We start from the raw sequence: 21,898 nt of genomic DNA, 5'->3' as shown, positions 1-21,898 counted from the left end.
TTTATTTTTTGTATTCGGAAAGTTGCTTAAGGCATATATAAAAGCCTTTAGGATTGGTTCTGTAATTTTTTATAAAACCATCGCTTTGCCAGCTCGGCAGAAATAATATAACAGCTGATGATCAACAGCATCCATCCATAAAAAGATAAAGGCAGGTGAACAAAACCGAATAAACCCGCGAAAGGCATCAAGGGTATAGATAATACAAACAATACAATCAGGCTGGTAGCAATGGCCAGCCATTTACCAGGTAAACTTTTAAAAAATGGCAGCCTGGTTCTTACAACTAATACAATCAAAGTGGCGGAAATAACAGACTCTGTAAACCAGCCCGTCTGAAATACTTTTTCATTTTCTTTCATTAATAAAAGCAATACGCCAAAAGTAAGGTAATCATACACGGAACTTAGCAGGCCAAACACAATCATAAAACGTTTGATAAAATGAATGTTCCAGCGCTGCGGTTTGCTTACGGAAGCCGTATCCACCCGGTCGGTAGCAATTGCCATTTCCGGAAAATCGGTTAATAAATTGGTCAATAATATTTGTTTAGGTAATAAGGGTAAAAAAGGGAGAAACAAGGAAGCGCCCGCCATACTAAACATATTGCCAAAGTTGGCGCTGCTGGCCATAAAAATATATTTCATTGTGTTGGCAAACGTTTTACGGCCAGCAACAATACCCGTAACCAATACGTTCAGATCCCGGTTTAATAATACGATAGATGCGGCCTCTTTCGCTACGTCTACAGCCGTGTTAACAGAGATGCCCACATCCGCAGCATGCAATGCCGGTGCATCATTGATGCCATCGCCCATAAACCCAACTACATTGCCTGATCTTTTCAAAAACAAAATGATACGTTCCTTTTGATTGGGTTCAACTTCTGCAAAAATATTTGTTCGTGGAGCTTTCTCAAACAAAGCCCTGTCGCTCATTTCTCTCATTTGCGCACCCGTAAGAATCACCGGGTTTGCCATGCCAACCTGCTTTGCAAAACTTGCCGCTACCAGTTCATTATCTCCCGTAATTATTTTTAGTGATACACCTAAATTATGCAAGTTGGCAATGGTTTGCTGTGCATCCTTTTTAGGCGGGTCAAACAAGGTAATAAAACCCAGGAAAATCATATTGATTTCATCGGACCGGGTGAAATTTTTATCAGCCGATCCCTTTTTATAGGCCACACCCAATACCCGCAAACCTGCAGCGCTCAATGTGGTATATTCTGTACGAATGGCTTCCAGCTTATCTTTCATGGGGATAGCGCCTGCTGCTGTTTCAGCTTCATCACAAATAGTAAGAATAGAATTTAATGCTCCCTTCGTAATGGCGAAATTATCAGTGGCGTTCTTCACCTGTATGGTTAATCTCTTCCTGATAAAGTCATACGGTATTTCTGCCTGTACTGTAAAGCCTTTTCCATCACCCGTGTAACTTGAACGGATGGCTTCATCAATCGGGTTTTTAAATCCTTGCTGCATCGTAGCATTTAACCATGCAAATTGTAATGTTTTTTCTGAGTGATTGCCTTCAATATCCAGCGCATCCTTCAGTGTTACTTTGCCTTCCGTGATGGTACCCGTTTTATCGGAGCATAAAATATTCATGCATCCAAAATTTTCGATAGACGAAAGCCGCTTTACAATTACCTGTTGCTTCGCCATAGCCCTGGCACCGACAGAAAGATTTACACTGATGATGGCGGGCAACAGTTGAGGTGTAAGTCCGACAGCCAATGCAAGAGAAAATAGAAAGGAATCTAACGCAGGTTTATGCAGCAATACATTAATGGCAAAGATGATGATCACCAGTACCAGTGTAATTTCCATCAGCATGTATCCAAACTGGCGGATACCTTTTTCAAAATCTGTTTCCGGAATTTTTGTTCCCAGCTTATCTGATATTTTACCGAATTCAGTCTGCTTGCCCGTTTTAATAACTAACGCTTTTGCCTTGCCGCTGATTACATGCGAACCCATAAATAGTGAATTGCTTCTTTTGGAAAGTGGCGCATCAATGGCCGCTATGCCCACCGATTTTTCAACCGGGTATGTTTCCCCGGTAAAAGCGGCTTCATCAATAAACAGTTCTTTAGATTCTATCAGTAAACTGTCGGCAGGGATCACGCCTCCTGCGGATAAAACGATGATATCTCCCGGCACTGCGTTTTCAACCGGCAGTTCCATTTCTTTTTCGTCTCTTACGATCCTGCATTTTATCTGCACCATTTTTAATAACTCTTCCACGGCATTGGCGGCTCCTTTTTCCTGCCAAAAACCGAGTATGCTGCTTACCAAAATAATCAGCAGAATAATGACCGTGTCTGAAATGTCACCCAGTGCCATTGACAACAAAGCAGCAGCTATCAGCAAAATCGTGATCGGGCTTTTAAACTGTAACAGAAAAAGAATAATAGCCGATGAATTTGATTTTGCCTTGAAACTATTTTTACCATATTGTTTAAGCCTCGCATTGGCTTCTGGTGTTGATAGTCCTTTTGAAGAACAGGAAATATTTTTGAAAGCATCTTCAGGTTTAAGCGCCCAGAAAGTGTCTGTCGAAGGGTTTGTAGAATTTGGCTGCATGCGTAAAGTTACCTTAAAATTATTTTCGTTCCCTTAAATCTCACTTCATGCAGTTTAAAACTCAGCCTGGTGTGCACTGACGAAATTTAGGAAACTGCTTTAACTTAGTGCAATTAATCATTGCATAAAATAAGGGAATGCCTGCATCAAAAAAGAAATTGCCCCTGGCAGCCGACGGACGTATCTGGATCAGTACCGCTGAGGGAAAGTTGGTCGGTAAAGGCCGCATTGAACTGCTTGAAAAAATTAAACAATATGGCTCTATCCGGCAGGCTGCTATGGCGATGGAAATGAGTTACCGGCAGGCCTGGCAGTTAATAGATGACATGAACACTAAGGCACAAACGCCCCTGGTAATTTCAACGCGGGGTGGCAAGGGTGGTGGCAATGCAACTGTAACAGAAAAAGGCGAACAATACATTGCGCTCTTCAACAGCTTCAATAAAAAATTTCAGCAATTGCTTGCACAACAAACACAGCATTTTATTTTTTAAAATGCCATTTTGGTATTATGTTTGTTTTCGTTATACCTCAACAGGTATAACGAAACTTGTTCCAAGTCTTCCTCCAATTATACCAGGACTATAAAAGATAAACAATGAAATTTGTTGCTGGAATTGCTATAAGTTATTTTTTTATGACGCCGATTTTGGCGCAGGACAGCAGCCAAATAAATAAAAACTACGGTGATTCAACACATGCTGCAGTATTAAATGAAGTAGTTGTTACGGCTTCCAGGATACCTGAAAGTATATTGCAATCGCCGGTGAGTATCGAAAAGCAAACGGCAGTCTATTTTAAAAACTCGGCTTCTCCTTCTTTTTTTGATGCACTTGAAAATGTGAAGGGCGTGCAGATGATTACGCCCAGCCTGGGTTTTAAGGTAATCAATACCAGGGGATTTGCCAACACTACCAATGTACGTTTTGCACAACTGGTAGATGGAATGGATATACAGGCACCGCATTTGGGTGCGCCGATTGCCAATGCACTTGGTCCCAATGATCTTGATATAGAAAGTGCAGAAATTATTCCGGGGGCGGCATCTGCCTTATACGGAATGAATACAATCAATGGCCTGGCCAACTTCATTACCAAAGATCCTTTTACAAGCGAAGGGGTAAGTATACAACAGAAAACCGGTGTCAATCATTTATATGATGCCAACAGCAGCGCTTCCATTTTTACCGAAACCAGCCTTCGCATTGCGCACGCTTTTTCTAATAAATTTGCCTTTAAAATAAACGCCACTTTTACAAAGGGAAATGATTGGGTAGCGGATGATCGCACCGATTTAAATGCAACAGCCAATTCCAGTGCAGGGCTGACTGGCGCAGATAATCCTGCCGTTGATCCTGTAAACGGTTATGGCAATGAGTCATCCAACAGGCGAACACTTGTGTTGCGGGGGAAAAGCTACGTCGTGGCCCGTACTGGATATTATGAAAAACAGGTCGCGGATTATCACCTGCAAAATGCCAAAGCAGATGCAGCACTGGTATATAAAATCAATAAAAACAGTACCCTTACCTACACTTACAAATTTGCCATACTGGATAATATTTACCAGCGTGCCAACCGGTTCCGGCTGGCGAATTACCGGGTGCAACAGCAAGGGTTTACGTTAAAGACATTGGCCGTAACTGCCCATGCGTACTGGAATGCAGAGAATACCGGAGATTCTTATAACCTGCGCTCCATGGCAGAAAATATGGACAAGGCTTTTAAGAGCGATGACAGCTGGTTTAGCAATTATTCCAGCCGGTTTAACGGTACAGTCTCAGCTGGTACCCCCATACCGCAGGCTTTGCAGATGGCAAGGTCATTTGCTGATTCGGGTAGATTTGAACCCGGCAGCAATGCCTGGAAAACGACTTTTGATAAATTAAAAAACATCAACAACTGGGATGCCGGTGCAGCGCTTCGTGTTAAAGCCAACCTGGTAAATATCGACGGGCAGATCAATATAACAGACGCGTTTTTACCCGGCCTGAAAAAGAGTGCCCTGATAGAATTGCTGGCTGGTTTTGATTACAGAACGTATATCGTTGTGCCAGACGGCAATTACTTTATCAACCCTGTAAAGCAGGATCCGTACAGCAACCTGGTGTACAGTAAAACCGGTGGCTTTATCGCGGCAGCAAAACAACTGTTTAACAAACAATTGAAATTGGGTGCTACTTTAAGGGTGGATAAAAATGATTATTTCCATACTACTTTTAACCCACGTTTTTCAGCTGTTTATGCTACGTCCGAAAAAAATAGTTTCAGGATATCGTTCCAAAGCGGTTACCGTTTTCCCAGCTTGTTTGAAGGGTTTAGCAATGTCAACAGCGGTGGTGTAAAAAGAGTGGGTGGGTTAAAAGTAATGTCCAATGGTGTTTTTGAAAACTCCTGGTTAAAGTCATCTATTGATGCATTTAAGGCAGCTGTAATTAAAGACGTAAATACCGGGGGACTTACCAAAGCCGCAGCCATTAAAAAGAACCAAACCATGTTAATGAAGAACAGCTACACTTACCTGGTGCCAGAGCATATTAAATCGTTTGAGATTGGTTATAAAGGCCTTTTTCTTGAATCAAAATTATTGGTGGATGTCGATTTTTATTACAACCAGTACCATTCATTTATCGCCCAGGTAGAAGCAAGTATTGCCAAAACAAACATTGCAGATTCAATCGCTTTTTATTTGAATGACAATAAATTGCAGGACCGCTACAGGTTATGGACCAATTCAAAAACCACCGTGTTCAATTATGGTGGCAGCCTGGGTGTAAAATATAACCTCTTGCGCAACCTGCTCATCAATGCCAATGTTGCTTACGCAAAGCTGGATAGAAAAACCGGTAATGATGGTTTGGAGGATGGCTTTAATACACCCAAATGGATCACCAATATTACACTATCGTCGGATCATCTTTATAAAGGCATTGGTGCTGGTATTACTTACAAATGGCAGAGCAGTTATTACTGGCAATCTTTTTTGGTAAACGGCCAGGTGCCTGCTTACGGCAGTATGGATGTGCAAATGAACTACCAGTTTAAAAAGCCAGGGGTAAGCGTAAAACTGGGTGCCACCAACCTGTTGAATCGTTATTACTATTCTTTCCTTGGCGGACCTTCTATTGGCGGACTTTATTACTCAACGGTAACGTATATGTTCTAGCACATTCAGCCGGTATAGTTTTTCGGAGTAATTTTTATTGTATTCTCCAGATGAAATGAAATTAAAATGTGGCATAATCTGTCACTTTAATCGCTTTCATATTGCAACGCGAAGTATTTTGCCAGTTCAATTTTACACGCACCGGGAACCGGGGGCTATCTGGTAACTGAAATATAGCAGGGTTGTCTACAGTCATCCTCGAAGTATCGGCTCCATTTGTAAAATGAAAAACCAGGCTACCACATGCACACGGGCATTCCAGCAAACACGGGCAATACCGCAAATCAATGCCTGTAATCATGCCTTCATTGGCATACACCACAACTTTTTCTTTTTTGCAGGAATATAACAGGCCCGCTAATGCCAGCAATAGAATATATTTCATAGCTTTTACAGGCTGACAAAAATACAATCAAATTGGTTGCATGGATTTTTTAAACAGGTTTGTCCATCTTTCAAAACCTGGCAGCCACTTGGCGAAACAAAAATAAAATTCATCCAACAAAAAAATACCTGCTTGCTATTTGCCTGATTATTTGTTTTTTTGAGTTGCCATAAGGGAATTTGAATAAAACCACCGCAGCTTACAATTCGGCTATATATGATACGTCATTCCGTTATTTTTACCTTAACCTGCTTAAAAAATAGTGCCGAAGAAAAGGCATTCTTAGCAGCAGCTGCAACGCTATCCAACATACCAGGAGTGCTTAATTTTGAAATGCTTAAACAAACAAGTAAAAAAAATAGTTTTGATTTCGGCTTTTCAATGGAGTTTGAAAGCCAGCAATCGTATGATGCGTATTCCAGCCATCCGGGTCATCAACAATTTATTCAGCAATATTGGGTAAAGTACGTGCAGGATTTTCTGGAGATTGATTATGAACCATTGCAATAATAGCCCTCAAACAAAATAAATGTCAGTCAGGCAATATGCGTAATTTGTTGCCTGTAATAAAATAGACTATGGAACCCGAAAAATTAAGAAGCGCCAGCTGGTTTGGGCGTAAAGACAAGGACGGTTTTATATACCGTGCCTGGATGAAGAACCAGGGTGCACCACCAGACATGTTTGATGGCAGACCAGTGATTGGCATCTGCAATACCTGGAGTGAATTAACGCCCTGTAATGGACACTTTAGAGAGTTGGCCGAAGCAGTAAAAAAAGGCGTGCTGGAAGCAGGTGGCTTTCCCGTAGAATTTCCCGTAATGTCGCTGGGTGAAACACTGATTAAACCTACTGCCATGTTGTACCGCAACCTGGTAAGCATGGATGTGGAAGAATCTATCCGGGCCAACCCGGTAGATGGTGTAGTGTTATTGTGCGGGTGTGATAAAACAACGCCTTCGCTGGTAATGGGCGCCTGCAGTGTGAACATTCCCACGTTGGTTATTTCCGGCGGCCCCATGTTAAAGGGCCACTGGAAAGGAAAAGACATCGGCACGTCCGACATCTGGCGTTTTGATGCGGCACATAAACTGGGACAAATTACAACCGAAGAATTTATGGAGTCGGAAGCCTGCATGGCCCGTACGCAGGGGCATTGCGCCGTGATGGGTACAGCTTCTACTATGGCGGTAATGGTAGAAGCACTTGGACTTTCGCTGCCCAACAATGCTTCTATACCAGCAGCGGATGCCAGGCGAAAAGTGTTCTCGCAACTCTCCGGGCGACGCATTGTAGAGATGGTAAAGGAAGACCTTACCATGTCAAAAATTTTAACCCGTAAAGCTTTTGAAAATGCCATCATGGTGAATGCTGCCATAGGGGGGTCGACCAATTTTGTCATTCACCTGCTGGCTATCGCAGGTCGCATTGGTGTTGATTTAAACATTGAAGATTTTGATAAGTATTCCCAGGGAATACCGTTGCTGGCCAACATCCAGCCATCGGGTGACAATTATATGGAAGACCTGTATTACTCTGGTGGTTTACCTGCGGTGATCAAAGAAATGAAATCTATTATTCACAATGATGCGATTACTGTAAATGGTAAGATGATGGGTGACAACTGTGCGGCAGCAGAAGTGTATGACCGCAATATTATCAGCACCATGCAGGAGCCATTCAAGCCCGAATCAGGCATACTGGTAGTAAAGGGAAACCTTGCACCCGATGGTGCGGTGCTGAAGCCATCGGCAGCCACACCGGCACTATTAAAACATTCCGGTAAAGCGGTGGTGTTTGAAAATATAGAAGACTACCACGCACGCATAGACGATCCTGCACTGGACATAGATGCAACCAGCATTATGGTGTTAAAAAATGTAGGACCAAAGGGCTATCCCGGCATGGCGGAGGTAGGCAATATGACCCTGCCAAAAAAATTACTGGAACAGGGTGTTACAGACATGGTACGTATTTCAGACGGCCGGATGAGCGGCACAGGTTTTGGAACAACCGTGTTGCATGTGTCGCCGGAAGCCGCAGTGGGCGGCCCGTTGGCGCTGGTAAAAAACGGAGACATCATCAGCCTGGATGCGCATGAAAGAACATTGCAGTTGGAAGTGAGTGAAGAAGAACTGGCTGTTCGCAAAGCTGCCTGGAAACAAACAGAAACGATGCAGACAAGGGGCTATGTGCACTTGTATCAAACGCATGTAGAGCAGGCACACCTGGGTGCAGACATGGATTTTCTAAAAGGCGGCTCGGGCAGTAAGGTAAGCAGGGATTCGCACTAAAGAGTTATGAAGAAAGTTATAAGTTGTAAGTTATAGGTTTTAAGTTGGCGCATACGGGTTCGAAGCTGTATGCATCTTTTCCGGCTAATAAGTGTAAAGACCCATATTGATATTGCTCTTGTGACAACTAAAAAGAATCAAAATGTAAGACTCTGCAACTTATAACTTAAAGCTTATAACCTACAACTCTTAAAAACTTATGACTTATTACTTACAACTTATAACTCAAAGAACATGTCTTTTAAAAACAAAACAGCAATTGTAACAGGGGCAGGGCAGGGCATTGGTCTGGAGATATGTAGCAAACTTGCACAGAAAGGCGCCAATGTAATTTTAAACGACCTGGATGAAACCCTTGCTGATAAGGCCGTACAAAAAGTTATAGATGCAGGCGGTGCAAGTTGCATTGCCTTTTCGGGAGATGCGGGCGAGCCTGGATTTATACAACGTATGGTAGATACCGCAGTTTCCAGGTTTGGTCAGCTCGATATTGTAATAGCCAATGCCGGCATCACTTTGTTTGGTGATTTTTTTACTTATACCCCGGAAGCATTCTTCAGGGTAATGCAGGTGAACCTCGGTGGTACTTTCTTTTTAGCGCAGGCAGCAGCCAATCAAATGAAAAAGCAGGCTTCTGGCGGATCTTTATTATTTACCTCTTCTGTTACCGGGCACCAGGCACATAAGGATTTGGCAGCATATGGCATGAGCAAGGCGGCACTGGAGATGCTGGCAAAAAATTTAGTGATAGAATTATCGCAATTTAAAATCAATGTAAATACCATTGCGCCCGGTGCCACGCTAACCGAGCGCACGATGGATGACCCGGAATACGCAGCCACCTGGAGTCGTATAACGCCTATGGGCCGGGCCGCCACTGTTACCGATATAGCAGATACGGCACTGTTCCTGGTATCAGAAAAAGCAAAGCATATTACCGGGCAAAGTTTAGTGGTGGATGGCGGATGGACCTGTATCAGTCCTTCACCATTTTAAATTTTGGCAAGCAATATTTCAATAATTTTAGTTGGAAAAATCTAACCTGTGAAGACGCTTGCGTCTTGCTTATTTCTTTTCATGCAAAACCAGTTGCGATTCAACGATGATCTTGTAATACACTTCCTTTTGCCCGGTTTCGTCTTTATTTTTATTCATTAGTTCCAGCAAAATTTCAGTAGCTTTTTGACCCTGTATATATGGGTATTGTTCCACTGAAGCCAGCGGTGGATAAGCACTGTAGCTGCTGATGGGTAAATTGGCAAAACTTACAAAACAGATATCCTTGTTTATTTTTCGTTTTCTTTTTTGCGCATACTGGATGGCATCCAGTGCCACGTAATCGTTGAAGGTAACGATGGCAGTGGGTTTTCGTTTCGAGCTCAGCAGTTCTTCCATGGCAAGTTGTGTACCTGTTAAAGAAAGATCGCTGTTTACAACAAGCGATGGATCAAACTTCAAACGGCTTTTTGTCATTGATTGCTGGTAGCCTTCTTTTCTTTCCTGGCTGGCCAGTAATTTTTCAGGACCATTGATCATGCCGATTACCCGGTGCCCTTTTTTAATGAGGAATGAAACCGCCTGCAATGTCCCGGAAATCATGTTGGAACTTACATAATGGATATCGCTCATTTTAGGAATGCGATCGAAAAACACTACGGGGATGCCGTATTTTTTCAGGCTTTCAAAATGTTCGTAATTGACCGTGTTTTTAGAAATGGAAATGATCACACCATCCACCCGGTGCTGTTTCATGGTTTCCAAAATCTTTTTTTCTCTTTCTTCACTATCATGCGACTGGCCAAGGAGTACTGTGTATTTATTCTTTTCAGCCGTATCTTCAATGCCATTTATAGAGGTGGAAAAAAAGGCTTCCGCCAGTTCAGGAATGATAACCCCGATAGTAAAAGTTTTTCGCTGCTGAAAAAAAATCGCTGTTTGATTGGGCTCGTAATGCAATTCTTTGGCCAGTTGCTGTACACGCAATTTGGTGCGTAAGCCAATGTTTGGGTGATCGTGTAAAGCCCTTGAAACTGTTGAAAAAGAAATGTTCAGTTGTTTCGCTATTTCTTTAATCGTTGTTGGCTTTTGCTCCATGGCCCTAAAGTAAATCGTTTTTTATACATGTGGTTAAAACAGTAAAACGTTTGCGTAGTTTTCTCCGCAAACCTTTGCATAATTTAACGCTTTATGCAAAGGATTTTTCCTGGACGAATAATGTGCATTTTACAGCACATTACTCTACGTGTAGCAGACATCCATTGCATAATAACAATTGCAATAATTTAAAACCAATCAATCAATGACAAAGTTCGTATTTGTTCTGTCAGGCATTTTTACTGTAATGATAGCAGCGGCCCAAAACAAAACAATTGTATATAAAGAGAGCCAGGAAGATATTGTAAATCCTGAAAGAGGTTTTTACATTCCATCCGGAACAAGGGCCAGCAATTTTGTTGTATTGGACGCAGAAAAATTGAAGGCGTACCGCAATAACCCACAGCGCAGTTCCAAAGCCAGTTACACGGTGAAGGTAAGTTTAATTTACCGCGGCTATGAACTGGATACTTTTAAAAATCAACCTTTGTCAGCTGCCTTTTTAGCCAATCTGCAAAAAGATTTTGATGCGGTACGTGCAGCGGGGGTAAAGATGATTCTGCGCTTTGCATACACCAATACTTCGCACGAAGGCAATTGCGGGGATGAGTATAAAATATGTCCTCCTTATGGGGATGCGCCACGAAACATCACGCTCAATCATATACAACAATTGAAGCCGTTGCTGCAACACAATGCGGATGTAATCGCCGTGCTGCAGGAGGGTTTTATCGGTATCTGGGGTGAGAATTATTTTACTGATTATTTTGGCGATGCATCCAACAGCGGCATTGGAAAAGTGCTTGACAGCAGCTGGCGTCACCGCAATGAATTGCTGCAGGCCTTGCTGGATGCCTTGCCCAAAAGCAGGATGGTACAGGTTCGTACGCCACAGATAAAACAAAAGTTTGTATATGGCCCGTCGGCACCAACTACGAGCGCACCACTTCAATTAACAGCAGCGTTTAATAATTCCGATGCATCAAGGATTGGTTTTCACAATGATTGTTTTTTATCGGGAGAAGATGATTACGGTACTTTTTACGACTATGGAAGTTCCAGTCAGCAAAGACAACCGGCAAACGCAGTACTTAGAAAATACATTGAAGTGGATACAAAATTTACAGTTGTTGGCGGTGAAACATGCGATGATAGTTTTAGTCCGCAGAATGATTGTGCCCCTGCCGGCCATGCAGAAAAGGAAATGCGCAGCATGCATTACAGTTACCTGAATGCGGCTTACAATAATGATGTAAACAACGACTGGGATAGCAGCGGCTGTCTTGACAACATCAAAAGAAATCTTGGCTACCGTTTTGTTTTACGCAAAGCAATATTACAACAGCAATTGAGTAAAGCATCTCCGATAGCAATTGATTTTACGATAGCCAATCTTGGCTATGCGGCTGCATATAACCCCAGGCCGGTAAAGATTATTTTGCGTAACATCACAACAAAAAAAGAATATGCCATTGTCTTAAAAGCAGATCTGCGTTTATGGTTTAGCGGAACCCACCACATACAGGAAAAGTTGCAACTACCTTTGGGTATCAATCCCGGTAATTACCAGTTACTTTTATTTTTACCCGATGCTGCTGAAACCCTTGCTGGTCGGTCCGAATACGCTGTGATGCTGGCCAATGAAAATATGGTTGAGAAAGCAACAGGCTACAATGATCTTCACCACACAATCCGCATAAAATAAATTTACCATCACTGCTGATAGTTTGCACAAAATCGCTTTTTACCCTTAGGGCCAGGGTATATGTGCTTCTTGTAATCTGCGATTACGCAGGCAATTGCTATGCTTTGCAAACGTTAAAATAATCCATTTGTATTACCGCAATAATTGCCGCCTTTAGTTGTGATAAATCTTGAAAATTTGATTTATGACCAACAGGGAAATGACCTTTTTGCCGGGCGATTCAATGCCCGAAATTTACCTTTCTACATTATTTGATCGCTTTCTTATTCAAACAAGATAATGTTGAGAAGTTAAGCAAACGTTTTACCTGTTTACACAAACGATTGCAATTTTAAAAACCACCAATGTAGTGGTTTTGCCATTTTTTTAAGAAGGTATTATCCTCCAAATTAGCAACACCAATAATAACAGCATTTTTTGTCTGACGCCTTGCGAAGCCGCTGCTATTTACCACAGAAAAATATTGCTTAAATATTATAAACCAAAAACTGAATTGCAATGAAATGTTTTAAAAGAAATTGGCTGTTTATCATACTGCTCTGTTTTAATATTACAGTGCTGGCCCAGCAACGCACAGTAACTGGTGTAGTAACCGGTGATAAAGAAGGAAAAGCGCTGGCTGGTGTTACTGTGGTTGTTAAAGGTGCAGCAACTGCCACCAGTACCAATACGGATGGTGCTTACAGCATCAAAGTCCCTAACGGAAATGCATCGCTCGTTTTTTCATCTGTGGGATATGTCAATTCAGAGATGGCTGTAAAAAACCAGTCTTCCATTGACATTACTTTAGTGGCAGTCAATAAACCGCTGGATGAAGTAGTGATCATCGGGTATGGCACGCAAAAGAAAAAAGATCTCACCGGTGCTGTATCCTCAGTAAAAGCAAAAGACCTCGTAATATCTTCTGGTCCTGAAATTGGCAATATGCTGAAAGGCAAAGTCGCAGGACTAACCATTCGTCAAAACAGTGCGCAGCCCGGTGGCGGACTGGATATACTCATCCGGGGAGCAGGCTCTGTCAATGCCAGTAACGCACCGCTGTTTGTGGTGGATGGTTTCCCGATTTCTGATTTGCAGCAGCCAGAAAGTGGCGGCCGCTACCAGGCCGGTACACAGAGTATTTTAAACTCTTTCAACCCGAACGATATACAATCCATTGATGTATTAAAAGATGCCAGTGCCACATCCATTTACGGATCAAGGGCTGCCAATGGCGTTATCCTGATCACTACAAAAAGAGGTGCTGAAGGCGCTGTTAAAGTGCAGTATTCCAATAATTTTTCTTTTCAGCATTACAACAATCCTTTTGATGTACTGCCTTTGAATGAATGGATGCAGGTGCGCAATGAAGCCGGGCAAGAGCAGTGGGATTTTGATAACAATGTGATTCCTTATGGCACGCGTACACGAGCTGAAGCAGAAGCCAACCCGGTGAACGGATTGTACAAAAAACTGTATACACAAAATGCCATCAACAATGTGGGAAGGGGTACGGATTGGTTGTCGCTCGTTACACGGGATGGTGCAACAGCGCAGCACAATATCAGTGTTTCGGGTGGTACCAAATCTACCCGGTATTTGTTATCGGGGAATTATTACGATCAGCAGGGTATTGTAAAGAATTCGGGTTTTAAAAGATATTCAGTCAGGGCCAACATCGACCAGGACATTAACAAGTTTATCAAGATGGGTATGAATTTAACTGCCAGCAGGATAGACAACAACAACAGCCAGCTGGGTGGTGATCAATACGAAAACTCAGGAGTGATAAGGGCTGCGATTCAGCAGGGGCCGCATATACAGGCCATTGATGAAGATGGTAACTATCCGTTGAATCCGCAGCTGGCTCTGCAACCCAACCCATATTCTTTATTAACCATTACCGATCAAAGCAGGATAGAAAGAATGCTGGGAAATGTTTTTATAGACATTACTCCCATAGCCGATTTGGTGATTAAATTAAAAGCCGGCATGGACAGGGGCTATACCAAAAGACAAAGCTATATCCCCACGACTACATTGCATGGAGCGCTGGAACATGGAAGGGCTTCTGTTAGCAACGGAGATAAAGATGATTATTTACTGGAAGCAACAGCCAACTATTCCAAAACATTTTTAACGGATCATAAAATAGAATTGCTGGCGGGTGTATCACAACAAACATTTGTAAACCGTTTAAGCAGCGGCGGCGCAACGGGTTTTATTACGGACGCTTTTTTATGGAATAACCTCGGCGCAGGAAGCATACAATTGCCAACGAATTCTGCAGGCTCCAAAAACCTGATCGCATCTTATTTTGGCCGCATCAATTACAATTTTAAAAGCAGGTATTTATTAACAGCAACCGTACGTACAGACGGAGCAAGTGTATTCGCCGTTAATAACAAATGGGCTACTTTTCCATCAGCAGCCTTTGCCTGGAACGTAGCAGAAGAATCTTTTTTCAAGCCGCTGAAAAACGTAGTATCTCAATTTAAATTAAGAGTGAGTTATGGTCAGACAGGTAATGCCACCATCAACAGCAATGCCTTTGCTGCTTATGGCGCTTACCCCGCCTGGTTATCAGGAAGTGATTCAAGAATGATCGGCGTTTCTTTATCAAGACTGGAGAATCCGAATTTGAAATGGGAAACAACAACCGGCACCAATCTCGGCCTGGACTTCTCATTGCTGGACGGAAAAATTGACGGATCGGTAGAAGTATATAACAATGTGATTTCTGATTTGCTTGATACAAAAACTTTGAACTCTTACCAGGAAGTAAATACCATCATCGCCAATATTGGTAAAACGCAAAGCCGCGGTTTTGAAATCACCATCAATACCCGCAACATATCTACCGCTAACTTTCAATGGCGCACCATGTTTGCACTTTCCAGGTACAAAGACAACTGGAAGGAAAGAGCTCCCGACTGGAAACCTACCGTGTATGAAAATGCAAATGACCCGATAAGATCCGTATACAGCCGGCTTTCTGATGGTATTTTACAAGTAGGAGAAAAAGTACCTGCCTCCCAGCCCGAGCTTAAGCCCGGCATGATCAAGATTAAAGATGTGGACGGGTTTCAGCGGGATGTGAATGGCAACCCGGCAGTGGATGCCAACGGCAGATTTTTAAGAACAGGTAAAGCAGATGGCTTGATTGATGATGCTGATACAAGACTGTTGGGTACCTCTGACCCAAGTTATATGGCTGGCATTACCAACATTCTTACTTACAAAAATTTCTCTTTGAATTTTGATTTCAATGCTTTGTTTGGCCGTCGTCTGGCCGATCCAAATTATACCGCTTATGGCATCAGTGCTTATGGTGTGTATGCCGAAGGATACAATGCATTGCGGTCTGTAAAAAACAGGTGGACACCAGCCAATCCATCAACCACACAGCCAAGTTCTTTCTGGGGTTTTTCACCTTACAGTGTAGGAGATTTCTTTTTACAGAAAGCCTGGTTTGTAAGATTGCAAAATGTGTCGCTGGGATACAACCTGCCGCATACAATTTTAAAACGCGTTTTTTCATCAGCCCGTATTCATGTGGATGCGCAGAATCTTTTCGTGATCACTCCCTATACCGGTGTTGATCCTGAAACAGATTCCTATACTGCCGCCTATCCGTACATCAGAACATTTACTGCGGGATTAAATTTTACATTTTAATAAAATACTTAAAAGATAAAACAGATGAAACTATATAAATTATTACTGCTCCCATTATTACTGCTGTTAAACAGTTGTACCAAAGACCTTGTGCCGATTGATTATGCGGAGATTAACCCCAGTATTTTTCCCAAGTCTGCAGCCGACCTGGATGCGATGGTGAATGCGGCTTATTATCCTTTAAGAGGAGCATGGTCTGATGGTATTTTTTCTACTTCAGAAAGGGGCGTGATGTTTTTAAGCGATGCCACTACGGAAATTTTGCATGGTAAATATGGCGACCAGATGCTGGCTTCGTTGCAAAACTATAAACCAACTGACGAGTTGTTTACGCGGTACTATGATGATTTTTATAACAAGATTAGCCGCATGACTTTAACGATTGATTTAATAGAGAAATCAACCGTGAGTGATGACCTTAAGAAAAAAGCCATTGCACATGTGCGTTGCGCAAGAGGTTTATTGGCGTACACTTTATTTGATTTATACGGTCCATTGGTAATTGCTCCACTGGAAATTTTACAGAATCCGTTGCAGGAAGCACCATTGGCAAGGTTGAACAATGCAGATATGGTAGCATTTATTGAAGCCGACCTGGAAGCAGCCGCCATCGACTTACCTGCACCCCAGGATGGTGAATATGGCCGCTTTAATAAAGCGCTCGCAAAAATGATTGATATCAGGCTGAACCTGCATGAAAAAAACTGGGCGAAAGTAAAAACACTAAGCGATGAAATCATTGCCTACAATGCCTATTCACTGGATGCTAATTATGCGGCCATGTGGGATCTGGATGGCGCCAAAAATAGCCATGAAGTAATATGGGCGATACCCTGCGATTATGCAGGCACGAGCGAAAATCAATGGCAACTGATGGTATTGCCGGCAACCTTTGCACCCAAGGGTGGTTTTGGAACGATCACCAGCACCTGGTGGTTTTACGACCGCTTTGAAGCGAACGATAAAAGAAAGCAAATGATGATTACAGAATTTACCGGCACCGATGGCATTACCTATAACAGGGCCAGCCCGGGAGCGATACTGGACTGGGGGCCGATTCCATTAAAGATGAACCAGGATGCAGACAGAACAACCGGTCTTACAACAGTAGATATTGTGATGTACCGCTATGCTGATGTGTTGCTGTCAAAAGCCGAAGCAATTGCCAATGCAGGTACGCCGACAGAAGAGGCAATGGAATTGATCAATGTAGTAAGAAGAAGAGCAGGACTTGCTGATAAAAAATTATCAGACTACAGTTCGTTATCTGCATTTAACGATTTGATTTTACTGGAAAGAAGCCACGAGTTTTGGTGCGAGAATGGCCAGTACCGTGCAGACCTTATTCGCCATGGCAAATTTGTAAGCCGCTGCCAGGAAGTAACACAGTCAACTTATACAGGACCTAACAAAGTGGTGTATCCCTTTTCTTTAAAAGCAGTTAGTGAAGGCAAGGGTAAGTTTATTCAAAACCCGGGGTATAATTAAACCAGCACAGTGCATAAAAGGAGCAGGCCTTGCGAATTGAAGGCGTCGCACAAAGCTGAAAAAGTACAAGGGAGTGACACAACGATGCTGCTATGAAATGCGATAGTTGGTAGCAAACTTTTTAATAAATACGTGCACATAAAATTGAGTATGAAAAAGAAAAACTGGTATAGAATATTTTTTTCCGGTGTGGTATTGTGCTGTTTGCTAAGCTGCAAAAAAAGTAAAACAACTCCACCACCGGTTGTTGACAATACCATTACCTACGATATTTCGGCAGCGATTTTTCCCAATCCTGAAAGAGGGTTTATGCATAACATGGATGTGCACTCTGAGGGAACGCCGCTAAGTACAACTTTGCTTGCTTCCATGCGTGCACAGAATGTATCCATGGTGTTGCGCTTTTTTTACCTGGAAGCGTTTAAAGACAAAGCCATCAGTGCCGTGGAACTCGGTTTAATACAGGGTGACCTGGATAAAATAAGGGTGGCCGGCCTGAAGGCGATACTTCGTTTTGCATATACCGATAGCATTGGCGGGGCAGATGCACCGTATGCGATTATTGCCCAACATATAGATCAGCTAAAGCCCATTTTTGAAGCCAATAAAGATGTGATTGCTTTTGTGCAGGCTGGTTTTATCGGCGCGTGGGGCGAATGGCACAGCTCAACCAACGGGCTTGCCACGGCCGACAATGAACGGCAGGTATTGAACAAACTATTGAGTGTTTTACCCCAGGATATTATGGTGCAGGTGAGAACACCCACAGCCAAACAGCAAATATTCAACAGCAATTTACCTGTAACGGCAGATATTGCCTATACCAGCGAAGGAAGGGCAAGGGTAGGTCATCACAACGACTGTTTTTTAACCGGCGGAACCAATTATGGAACCTATACCAACGTAACAGCAGAGAAACAATACATCAGCGATGACGCATTGTATGTTCCTACCGGTGGAGAAACTTGTCCGCCGGAAAACGGGTATGACCCCACTTGTAATGAAGGCAGAAATGAGATGAAACTGTTGCGGTGGACTTACCTGAATTTAGATTGGTATCCTGCAACCATCAATGAATGGAAAAATTCCGGTTGCTTTGATGAATTTCATACCTACCTCGGTTACCGGCTGGCGTTGGTAAGCGCTAAATTTCCTGACCAGGTTACTGCCAACGGTACGCTTGCTGTTGCCATCAGTATTATCAACAAGGGCTATGCGCCGCTCTATAATAAAAAGAATACTTACCTGGTGCTGAAAGACAAAACCTCCGGCACCTTGTATGAGGTGGCACTGGCTGCAGATCTGCGTACCTGCAAGCCAGCTGCTACACTGGCTGTCAGTGAAACGCCTGCGCTGACGGGCATTCCGGCAGGAACGTATGATATGTACCTGCGCATTTCAGACAATGCAGCCAACTTAAAACCGAGAATAGAATATGCTGTAAGACTAGCCAATACAGATACATGGGTAGAAGAAAATGGCGGCATGAATAACCTGAAACATCAACTGATAATAAAATAAAAACCAAACACTAAAAAATAAAAGTATGAAAAGAAATATCATTTATTTATTTGGAATGCTTGCCCTGGTGCTTGCTGGCAGCTCGTGTAAAAAAGACAAGGCGGGCAGTGGTTTAAAAGCCGTTTTTAGTTATGTGGCGGATGGCTATAAAGTAAACTTTACCAATTTTTCCAGCGGTGCTAAAGAGTATGTTTGGGATTTTGGAGATGGCAGCAATGTTACTTCAACCGGCAAAACGCCCCAGCATGTGTTTACAAAAAAAGGTGATTTCCTGGTGTCGCTCACTGCAAAAAATGGTACCGAAAGCAATACGTTTATTGACACCGTTAGTATCATCGGACCCAATATAAAAATTGACGGTGATTTCAGTGACTGGCAATACGTGCCTTACACGCATGAAAATGCGGCTACCTATGTAAGCAGCATGACTGGCATCAAAACCTTTGCATCCAGCCAGGCAATTAATTTTTACCTGGAAGGCACAACGGATATGAATATGGAGATTATTGATTTGTACATGGACACTGACAATAACCCCGCTACAGGTTTCAGTACCTGGATGTACCCTGCCGGTTCGGGTGTAGAATATTTGTGCGAAGGAAGTCCTGTTGGCGGCTGGGGAGATGTACTGCAGCATGCAGGCGGTCCTGGCGACTGGAGCTGGAACTCTGTTGCAGGCTTTAGTGATGCCATGCATTTTTCAGCAATCACTGTTAAAGGCGGTAAGAAAATTATTGAATTCTCCATTAAGAAGAGTTCGCTGGGAGCAATGAAGAACTTCGTGAATTTCTGTATTGTTGAATCCACTTCCGGCTGGGCTGAAGTGGGAAAAATGCCTGAAGCCGCCAATGCAGATTCTAAATTTTTAGCGGTTCCTCTTTAGGGTTAACGGATAAAAAGCAATAACCGAATTTAATTGACGCCTAATGCGACGCAAGTCATTAAGCAATTGATTTTTCAATGCCTGATGGCTTGTTTGTTTTTATAGACCTGAATGAAAAGAGTAGAAGTTATGAATGCTAATTAAGTACTGCCGTTCGCTCATTGATTGACATTGCTAACTATTTACCAGTTACATTTACTCCGGTAAAAAAACAATCATGAGCAAATCAGATCAATGGGTAATTATTACCGTAGTAGCAATATTATTGTTGCATATAGTTGTTTGGATAATTGGGTATCGTACCAATAAACTAATTCTTTTTACTGCTGCGGTAAACCTGCTGTCAGGCGCCTCCATCATTATTTACTGGTCCGTAAGGCAACTGATGGTTACGCAACACTATATTGAAACGAGAGAGGTAATTGTTTTAGCGTTTGAGATAGTTGTAATCGCATGTGCGGTGTATACAATTGTTGCTGGTCAAAAAAGTAATTTGCTGAAAGTATCGCAGTATGCATTTTTCGGAATTCATGTTACCGTACTAATAGCCGCATTCATTTTTTTACTGACTTTTAAAATGAATAAGCTGATGTAATTGACAGTTCATTTCAATTGAATGCAGTCTTTCTTTTATTTACGTACCTCATCAATATCCATTCTGCAACCAGCAAATTCAACACCCAGCCCAGCCAGGCGATGATCCGGTAACGGTCCATCGGGCCGAGGTTGGTGAAATCAGCCAAAATTACTTTCCATATACGTAATGATATCGCCGATAAAGTCAATGCATAACTCCTGATCATAAAAGCCCTGTGAGCAGTAAAATCTTTTTTAAAGGCTTTGAATACAGCCAGCGATGTAAATATCATCCACAACACCGATAGGGATACAAATGCAATGCGGGAGTATATTCCACCATTCGCGTAAAAACTCATTATTAATCCAGCTGGCCCGGTAACAAATAAAATATTGATTACGTATGCATAACCAAGCCGGCGGTGCAGCCTTGGTTTGGTTGTTAGTAGTTTTGTTGAAAACTGGCTGAAACCTGCCATCAATGCAAACATGCTGCTGAACACATGTATATAAAACGAAACCCTCCACACATCAATTAAAATATACGCCTGTTTCAATTGTAAGAAAGCGGCATTTATATCCAGCGATGTATATTGTAAAACAATTTTCAGCATCAGCCAGCTAAATATCGCCAGCATGAACAAGGCTATTTTTGCGGGTATGTTTTTGCAGGTTGGTTTCAATATCCTATTTTGTACACGCAAAAATAGGATATTGATGTAAGGAATGGATATACCTGTCACTTGTATTCGCTCCCAAATCTATAAAGCCATGATACGATTGAAAAGAATCTGCAGCATTTTTTTATTTATCACAGCAGCATTACTGTTTGCCTGTAAGTCCAAAAACATCAATGCGAAATCAGCTGCAGAACCGGATGGCGCAGAAGCTTCCATGCTTGCGGCAAGCACAAACGTTATAGGTTCTTATGCCGGAAATTTTGGCGACAACATGATTACATTGCTTATTACAAAAGTTACCGGCGATAGCCTGGAAGGCAGGTCGGTTGTGGGTGGTAATGACCGGCCTTTTAAAGGCGTGATGGCAGCTGAGGATGGTGTTATTACTGTTATTGCCAAAGAACCCGGCGAAGAAGTGCATGATGGAATATTTAAATTTTCGTTCGATAACAAAGCACCCGGCGTGTTAAAGGGAACCTGGGATCCATACCAGCCGACAAATGAATCAGGATCGAAAGAATATACACTGCAACGCCGGACTTTTGTCTACAGGACTGAAGTTGGTAGCTATCCGCAGGGCTCCCAACGGCTGCTGAAAGAGGAGGATGTAAACAATTTCAATACGGAAGAACTGGAGCAGATGCGCAACGAAATTTTTGCAAGACATGGATATTGTTTTAAAAAGAAATACCTGCGCCAGTTATTTGAAAATAAAGAGTGGTACATCCCCATTACAACTGAGGTAAAAAACATGCTTACGGATGTAGAAAGAAAAAACATCACGCTGATAAAAAGATTCGAAAAGTACGCAGCAGAATATAGCGATGAGTTTGGAAGATAAGTGATGAAGCGACGCCAGCT

At 42.5% G+C, this 21,898-nt stretch carries 16 protein-coding genes; 12 read left to right on the top strand and 4 right to left on the bottom strand.

Annotated features, from left to right (window positions below):
• Window positions 1–47: 47 nt before the first annotated feature.
• On the bottom strand, window positions 48–2,588 hold the full coding sequence (mgtA, locus tag QWZ08_RS19960) for a magnesium-translocating P-type ATPase (RefSeq protein WP_290339305.1): 2,541 nt from the start codon (window positions 2,586–2,588) through the stop codon (window positions 48–50).
• A 137-nt stretch (window positions 2,589–2,725) separates the two neighbouring features.
• On the opposite strand from mgtA, the gene QWZ08_RS19955 reads away from it, so the two are divergent.
• Both QWZ08_RS19955 and QWZ08_RS19950 read left to right on the top strand, forming a co-directional pair.
• Window positions 2,726–3,082, top strand: a complete 357-nt coding sequence (locus tag QWZ08_RS19955; protein WP_290339304.1) for a winged helix-turn-helix domain-containing protein — start codon at window positions 2,726–2,728, stop codon at window positions 3,080–3,082.
• Between the two features lie 104 nt (window positions 3,083–3,186).
• Entirely contained in the window at window positions 3,187–5,754 is a 2,568-nt protein-coding gene (locus QWZ08_RS19950; RefSeq protein ID WP_290339303.1) for a TonB-dependent receptor, read from the top strand.
• Between the two features lie 61 nt (window positions 5,755–5,815).
• Here the strand turns inward: QWZ08_RS19950 and QWZ08_RS19945 are convergent, their stop codons facing one another.
• Window positions 5,816–6,139, bottom strand: a complete 324-nt coding sequence (locus QWZ08_RS19945) for a hypothetical protein (protein ID WP_290339302.1) — start codon at window positions 6,137–6,139, stop codon at window positions 5,816–5,818.
• A 216-nt stretch (window positions 6,140–6,355) separates the two neighbouring features.
• Here QWZ08_RS19945 and QWZ08_RS19940 point away from each other — a divergent pair, with 216 nt between their 5' ends.
• The 3 genes from QWZ08_RS19940 (at window position 6,356) to QWZ08_RS19930 (ending at window position 9,429) form a co-directional block, all read left to right on the top strand.
• Window positions 6,356–6,649, top strand: a complete 294-nt coding sequence (locus tag QWZ08_RS19940; RefSeq protein ID WP_290339301.1) for a Dabb family protein — start codon at window positions 6,356–6,358, stop codon at window positions 6,647–6,649.
• 68 nt (window positions 6,650–6,717) lie between these two features.
• A complete protein-coding gene (locus tag QWZ08_RS19935) occupies window positions 6,718–8,433 on the top strand; it encodes an IlvD/Edd family dehydratase (RefSeq protein WP_290339300.1) in 1,716 nt (571 codons plus the stop codon).
• A 234-nt stretch (window positions 8,434–8,667) separates the two neighbouring features.
• Complete coding sequence (locus tag QWZ08_RS19930) at window positions 8,668–9,429, top strand: SDR family NAD(P)-dependent oxidoreductase (protein WP_290339299.1); 762 nt, start codon at window positions 8,668–8,670, stop codon at window positions 9,427–9,429.
• Between the two features lie 69 nt (window positions 9,430–9,498).
• Here QWZ08_RS19930 and QWZ08_RS19925 read toward each other — a convergent pair whose 3' ends face one another.
• Window positions 9,499–10,527, bottom strand: coding sequence for a LacI family DNA-binding transcriptional regulator (locus QWZ08_RS19925; protein WP_290339298.1), 1,029 nt, complete (start codon window positions 10,525–10,527; stop codon window positions 9,499–9,501).
• A 205-nt stretch (window positions 10,528–10,732) separates the two neighbouring features.
• Between QWZ08_RS19925 and QWZ08_RS19920 the strand changes: the two genes are divergently transcribed.
• From QWZ08_RS19920 to QWZ08_RS19895, 6 genes are all read left to right on the top strand, one after another.
• On the top strand, window positions 10,733–12,232 hold the full coding sequence (locus QWZ08_RS19920) for a DUF4832 domain-containing protein (protein ID WP_290339297.1): 1,500 nt from the start codon (window positions 10,733–10,735) through the stop codon (window positions 12,230–12,232).
• 498 nt (window positions 12,233–12,730) lie between these two features.
• Entirely contained in the window at window positions 12,731–15,889 is a 3,159-nt protein-coding gene (locus tag QWZ08_RS19915; protein ID WP_290339296.1) for a SusC/RagA family TonB-linked outer membrane protein, read from the top strand.
• A gap of 24 nt (window positions 15,890–15,913) precedes the next feature.
• Entirely contained in the window at window positions 15,914–17,377 is a 1,464-nt protein-coding gene (locus QWZ08_RS19910) for a RagB/SusD family nutrient uptake outer membrane protein (protein WP_290339295.1), read from the top strand.
• Window positions 17,378–17,527: 150 nt separating this feature from the next.
• Window positions 17,528–18,898, top strand: coding sequence for a DUF4832 domain-containing protein (locus QWZ08_RS19905; protein ID WP_290339294.1), 1,371 nt, complete (start codon window positions 17,528–17,530; stop codon window positions 18,896–18,898).
• Window positions 18,899–18,923: 25 nt separating this feature from the next.
• A complete protein-coding gene (locus tag QWZ08_RS19900; protein WP_290339293.1) occupies window positions 18,924–19,781 on the top strand; it encodes a PKD domain-containing protein in 858 nt (285 codons plus the stop codon).
• A gap of 217 nt (window positions 19,782–19,998) precedes the next feature.
• Window positions 19,999–20,376, top strand: coding sequence for a hypothetical protein (locus QWZ08_RS19895; RefSeq protein WP_290339291.1), 378 nt, complete (start codon window positions 19,999–20,001; stop codon window positions 20,374–20,376).
• 13 nt (window positions 20,377–20,389) lie between these two features.
• Here QWZ08_RS19895 and QWZ08_RS19890 read toward each other — a convergent pair whose 3' ends face one another.
• A complete protein-coding gene (locus QWZ08_RS19890; protein ID WP_290339290.1) occupies window positions 20,390–20,995 on the bottom strand; it encodes a DUF2306 domain-containing protein in 606 nt (201 codons plus the stop codon).
• Between the two features lie 133 nt (window positions 20,996–21,128).
• Here QWZ08_RS19890 and QWZ08_RS19885 point away from each other — a divergent pair, with 133 nt between their 5' ends.
• A complete protein-coding gene (locus tag QWZ08_RS19885) occupies window positions 21,129–21,878 on the top strand; it encodes a YARHG domain-containing protein (protein ID WP_290339289.1) in 750 nt (249 codons plus the stop codon).
• Window positions 21,879–21,898: the final 20 nt, after the last annotated feature.

Origin of the sequence: Ferruginibacter paludis (assembly GCF_030409685.1) — a bacterium.
Taxonomy (GTDB): domain Bacteria; phylum Bacteroidota; class Bacteroidia; order Chitinophagales; family Chitinophagaceae; genus Ferruginibacter; species Ferruginibacter paludis.
This window is presented reverse-complemented; position numbering and strand designations above follow the sequence as displayed.

Coding starts and splice junctions, on each gene's coding strand:
- QWZ08_RS19920 (WP_290339297.1), top strand. CDS start 10,733: ATGACAAAGTTCGTATTTGTTCTGTCAGGCATTTTTACTGTAATGATA.
- QWZ08_RS19895 (WP_290339291.1), top strand. CDS start 19,999: ATGAGCAAATCAGATCAATGGGTAATTATTACCGTAGTAGCAATATTA.
- QWZ08_RS19935 (WP_290339300.1), top strand. CDS start 6,718: ATGGAACCCGAAAAATTAAGAAGCGCCAGCTGGTTTGGGCGTAAAGAC.
- QWZ08_RS19900 (WP_290339293.1), top strand. CDS start 18,924: ATGAAAAGAAATATCATTTATTTATTTGGAATGCTTGCCCTGGTGCTT.
- QWZ08_RS19905 (WP_290339294.1), top strand. CDS start 17,528: ATGAAAAAGAAAAACTGGTATAGAATATTTTTTTCCGGTGTGGTATTG.
- QWZ08_RS19940 (WP_290339301.1), top strand. CDS start 6,356: ATGATACGTCATTCCGTTATTTTTACCTTAACCTGCTTAAAAAATAGT.
- QWZ08_RS19925 (WP_290339298.1), bottom strand. CDS start 10,527: ATGGAGCAAAAGCCAACAACGATTAAAGAAATAGCGAAACAACTGAAC.
- QWZ08_RS19885 (WP_290339289.1), top strand. CDS start 21,129: ATGATACGATTGAAAAGAATCTGCAGCATTTTTTTATTTATCACAGCA.
- QWZ08_RS19930 (WP_290339299.1), top strand. CDS start 8,668: ATGTCTTTTAAAAACAAAACAGCAATTGTAACAGGGGCAGGGCAGGGC.
- mgtA (WP_290339305.1), bottom strand. CDS start 2,588: ATGCAGCCAAATTCTACAAACCCTTCGACAGACACTTTCTGGGCGCTT.
- QWZ08_RS19950 (WP_290339303.1), top strand. CDS start 3,187: ATGAAATTTGTTGCTGGAATTGCTATAAGTTATTTTTTTATGACGCCG.
- QWZ08_RS19945 (WP_290339302.1), bottom strand. CDS start 6,139: ATGAAATATATTCTATTGCTGGCATTAGCGGGCCTGTTATATTCCTGC.
- QWZ08_RS19890 (WP_290339290.1), bottom strand. CDS start 20,995: ATGCTGGCGATATTTAGCTGGCTGATGCTGAAAATTGTTTTACAATAT.
- QWZ08_RS19910 (WP_290339295.1), top strand. CDS start 15,914: ATGAAACTATATAAATTATTACTGCTCCCATTATTACTGCTGTTAAAC.
- QWZ08_RS19955 (WP_290339304.1), top strand. CDS start 2,726: ATGCCTGCATCAAAAAAGAAATTGCCCCTGGCAGCCGACGGACGTATC.
- QWZ08_RS19915 (WP_290339296.1), top strand. CDS start 12,731: ATGAAATGTTTTAAAAGAAATTGGCTGTTTATCATACTGCTCTGTTTT.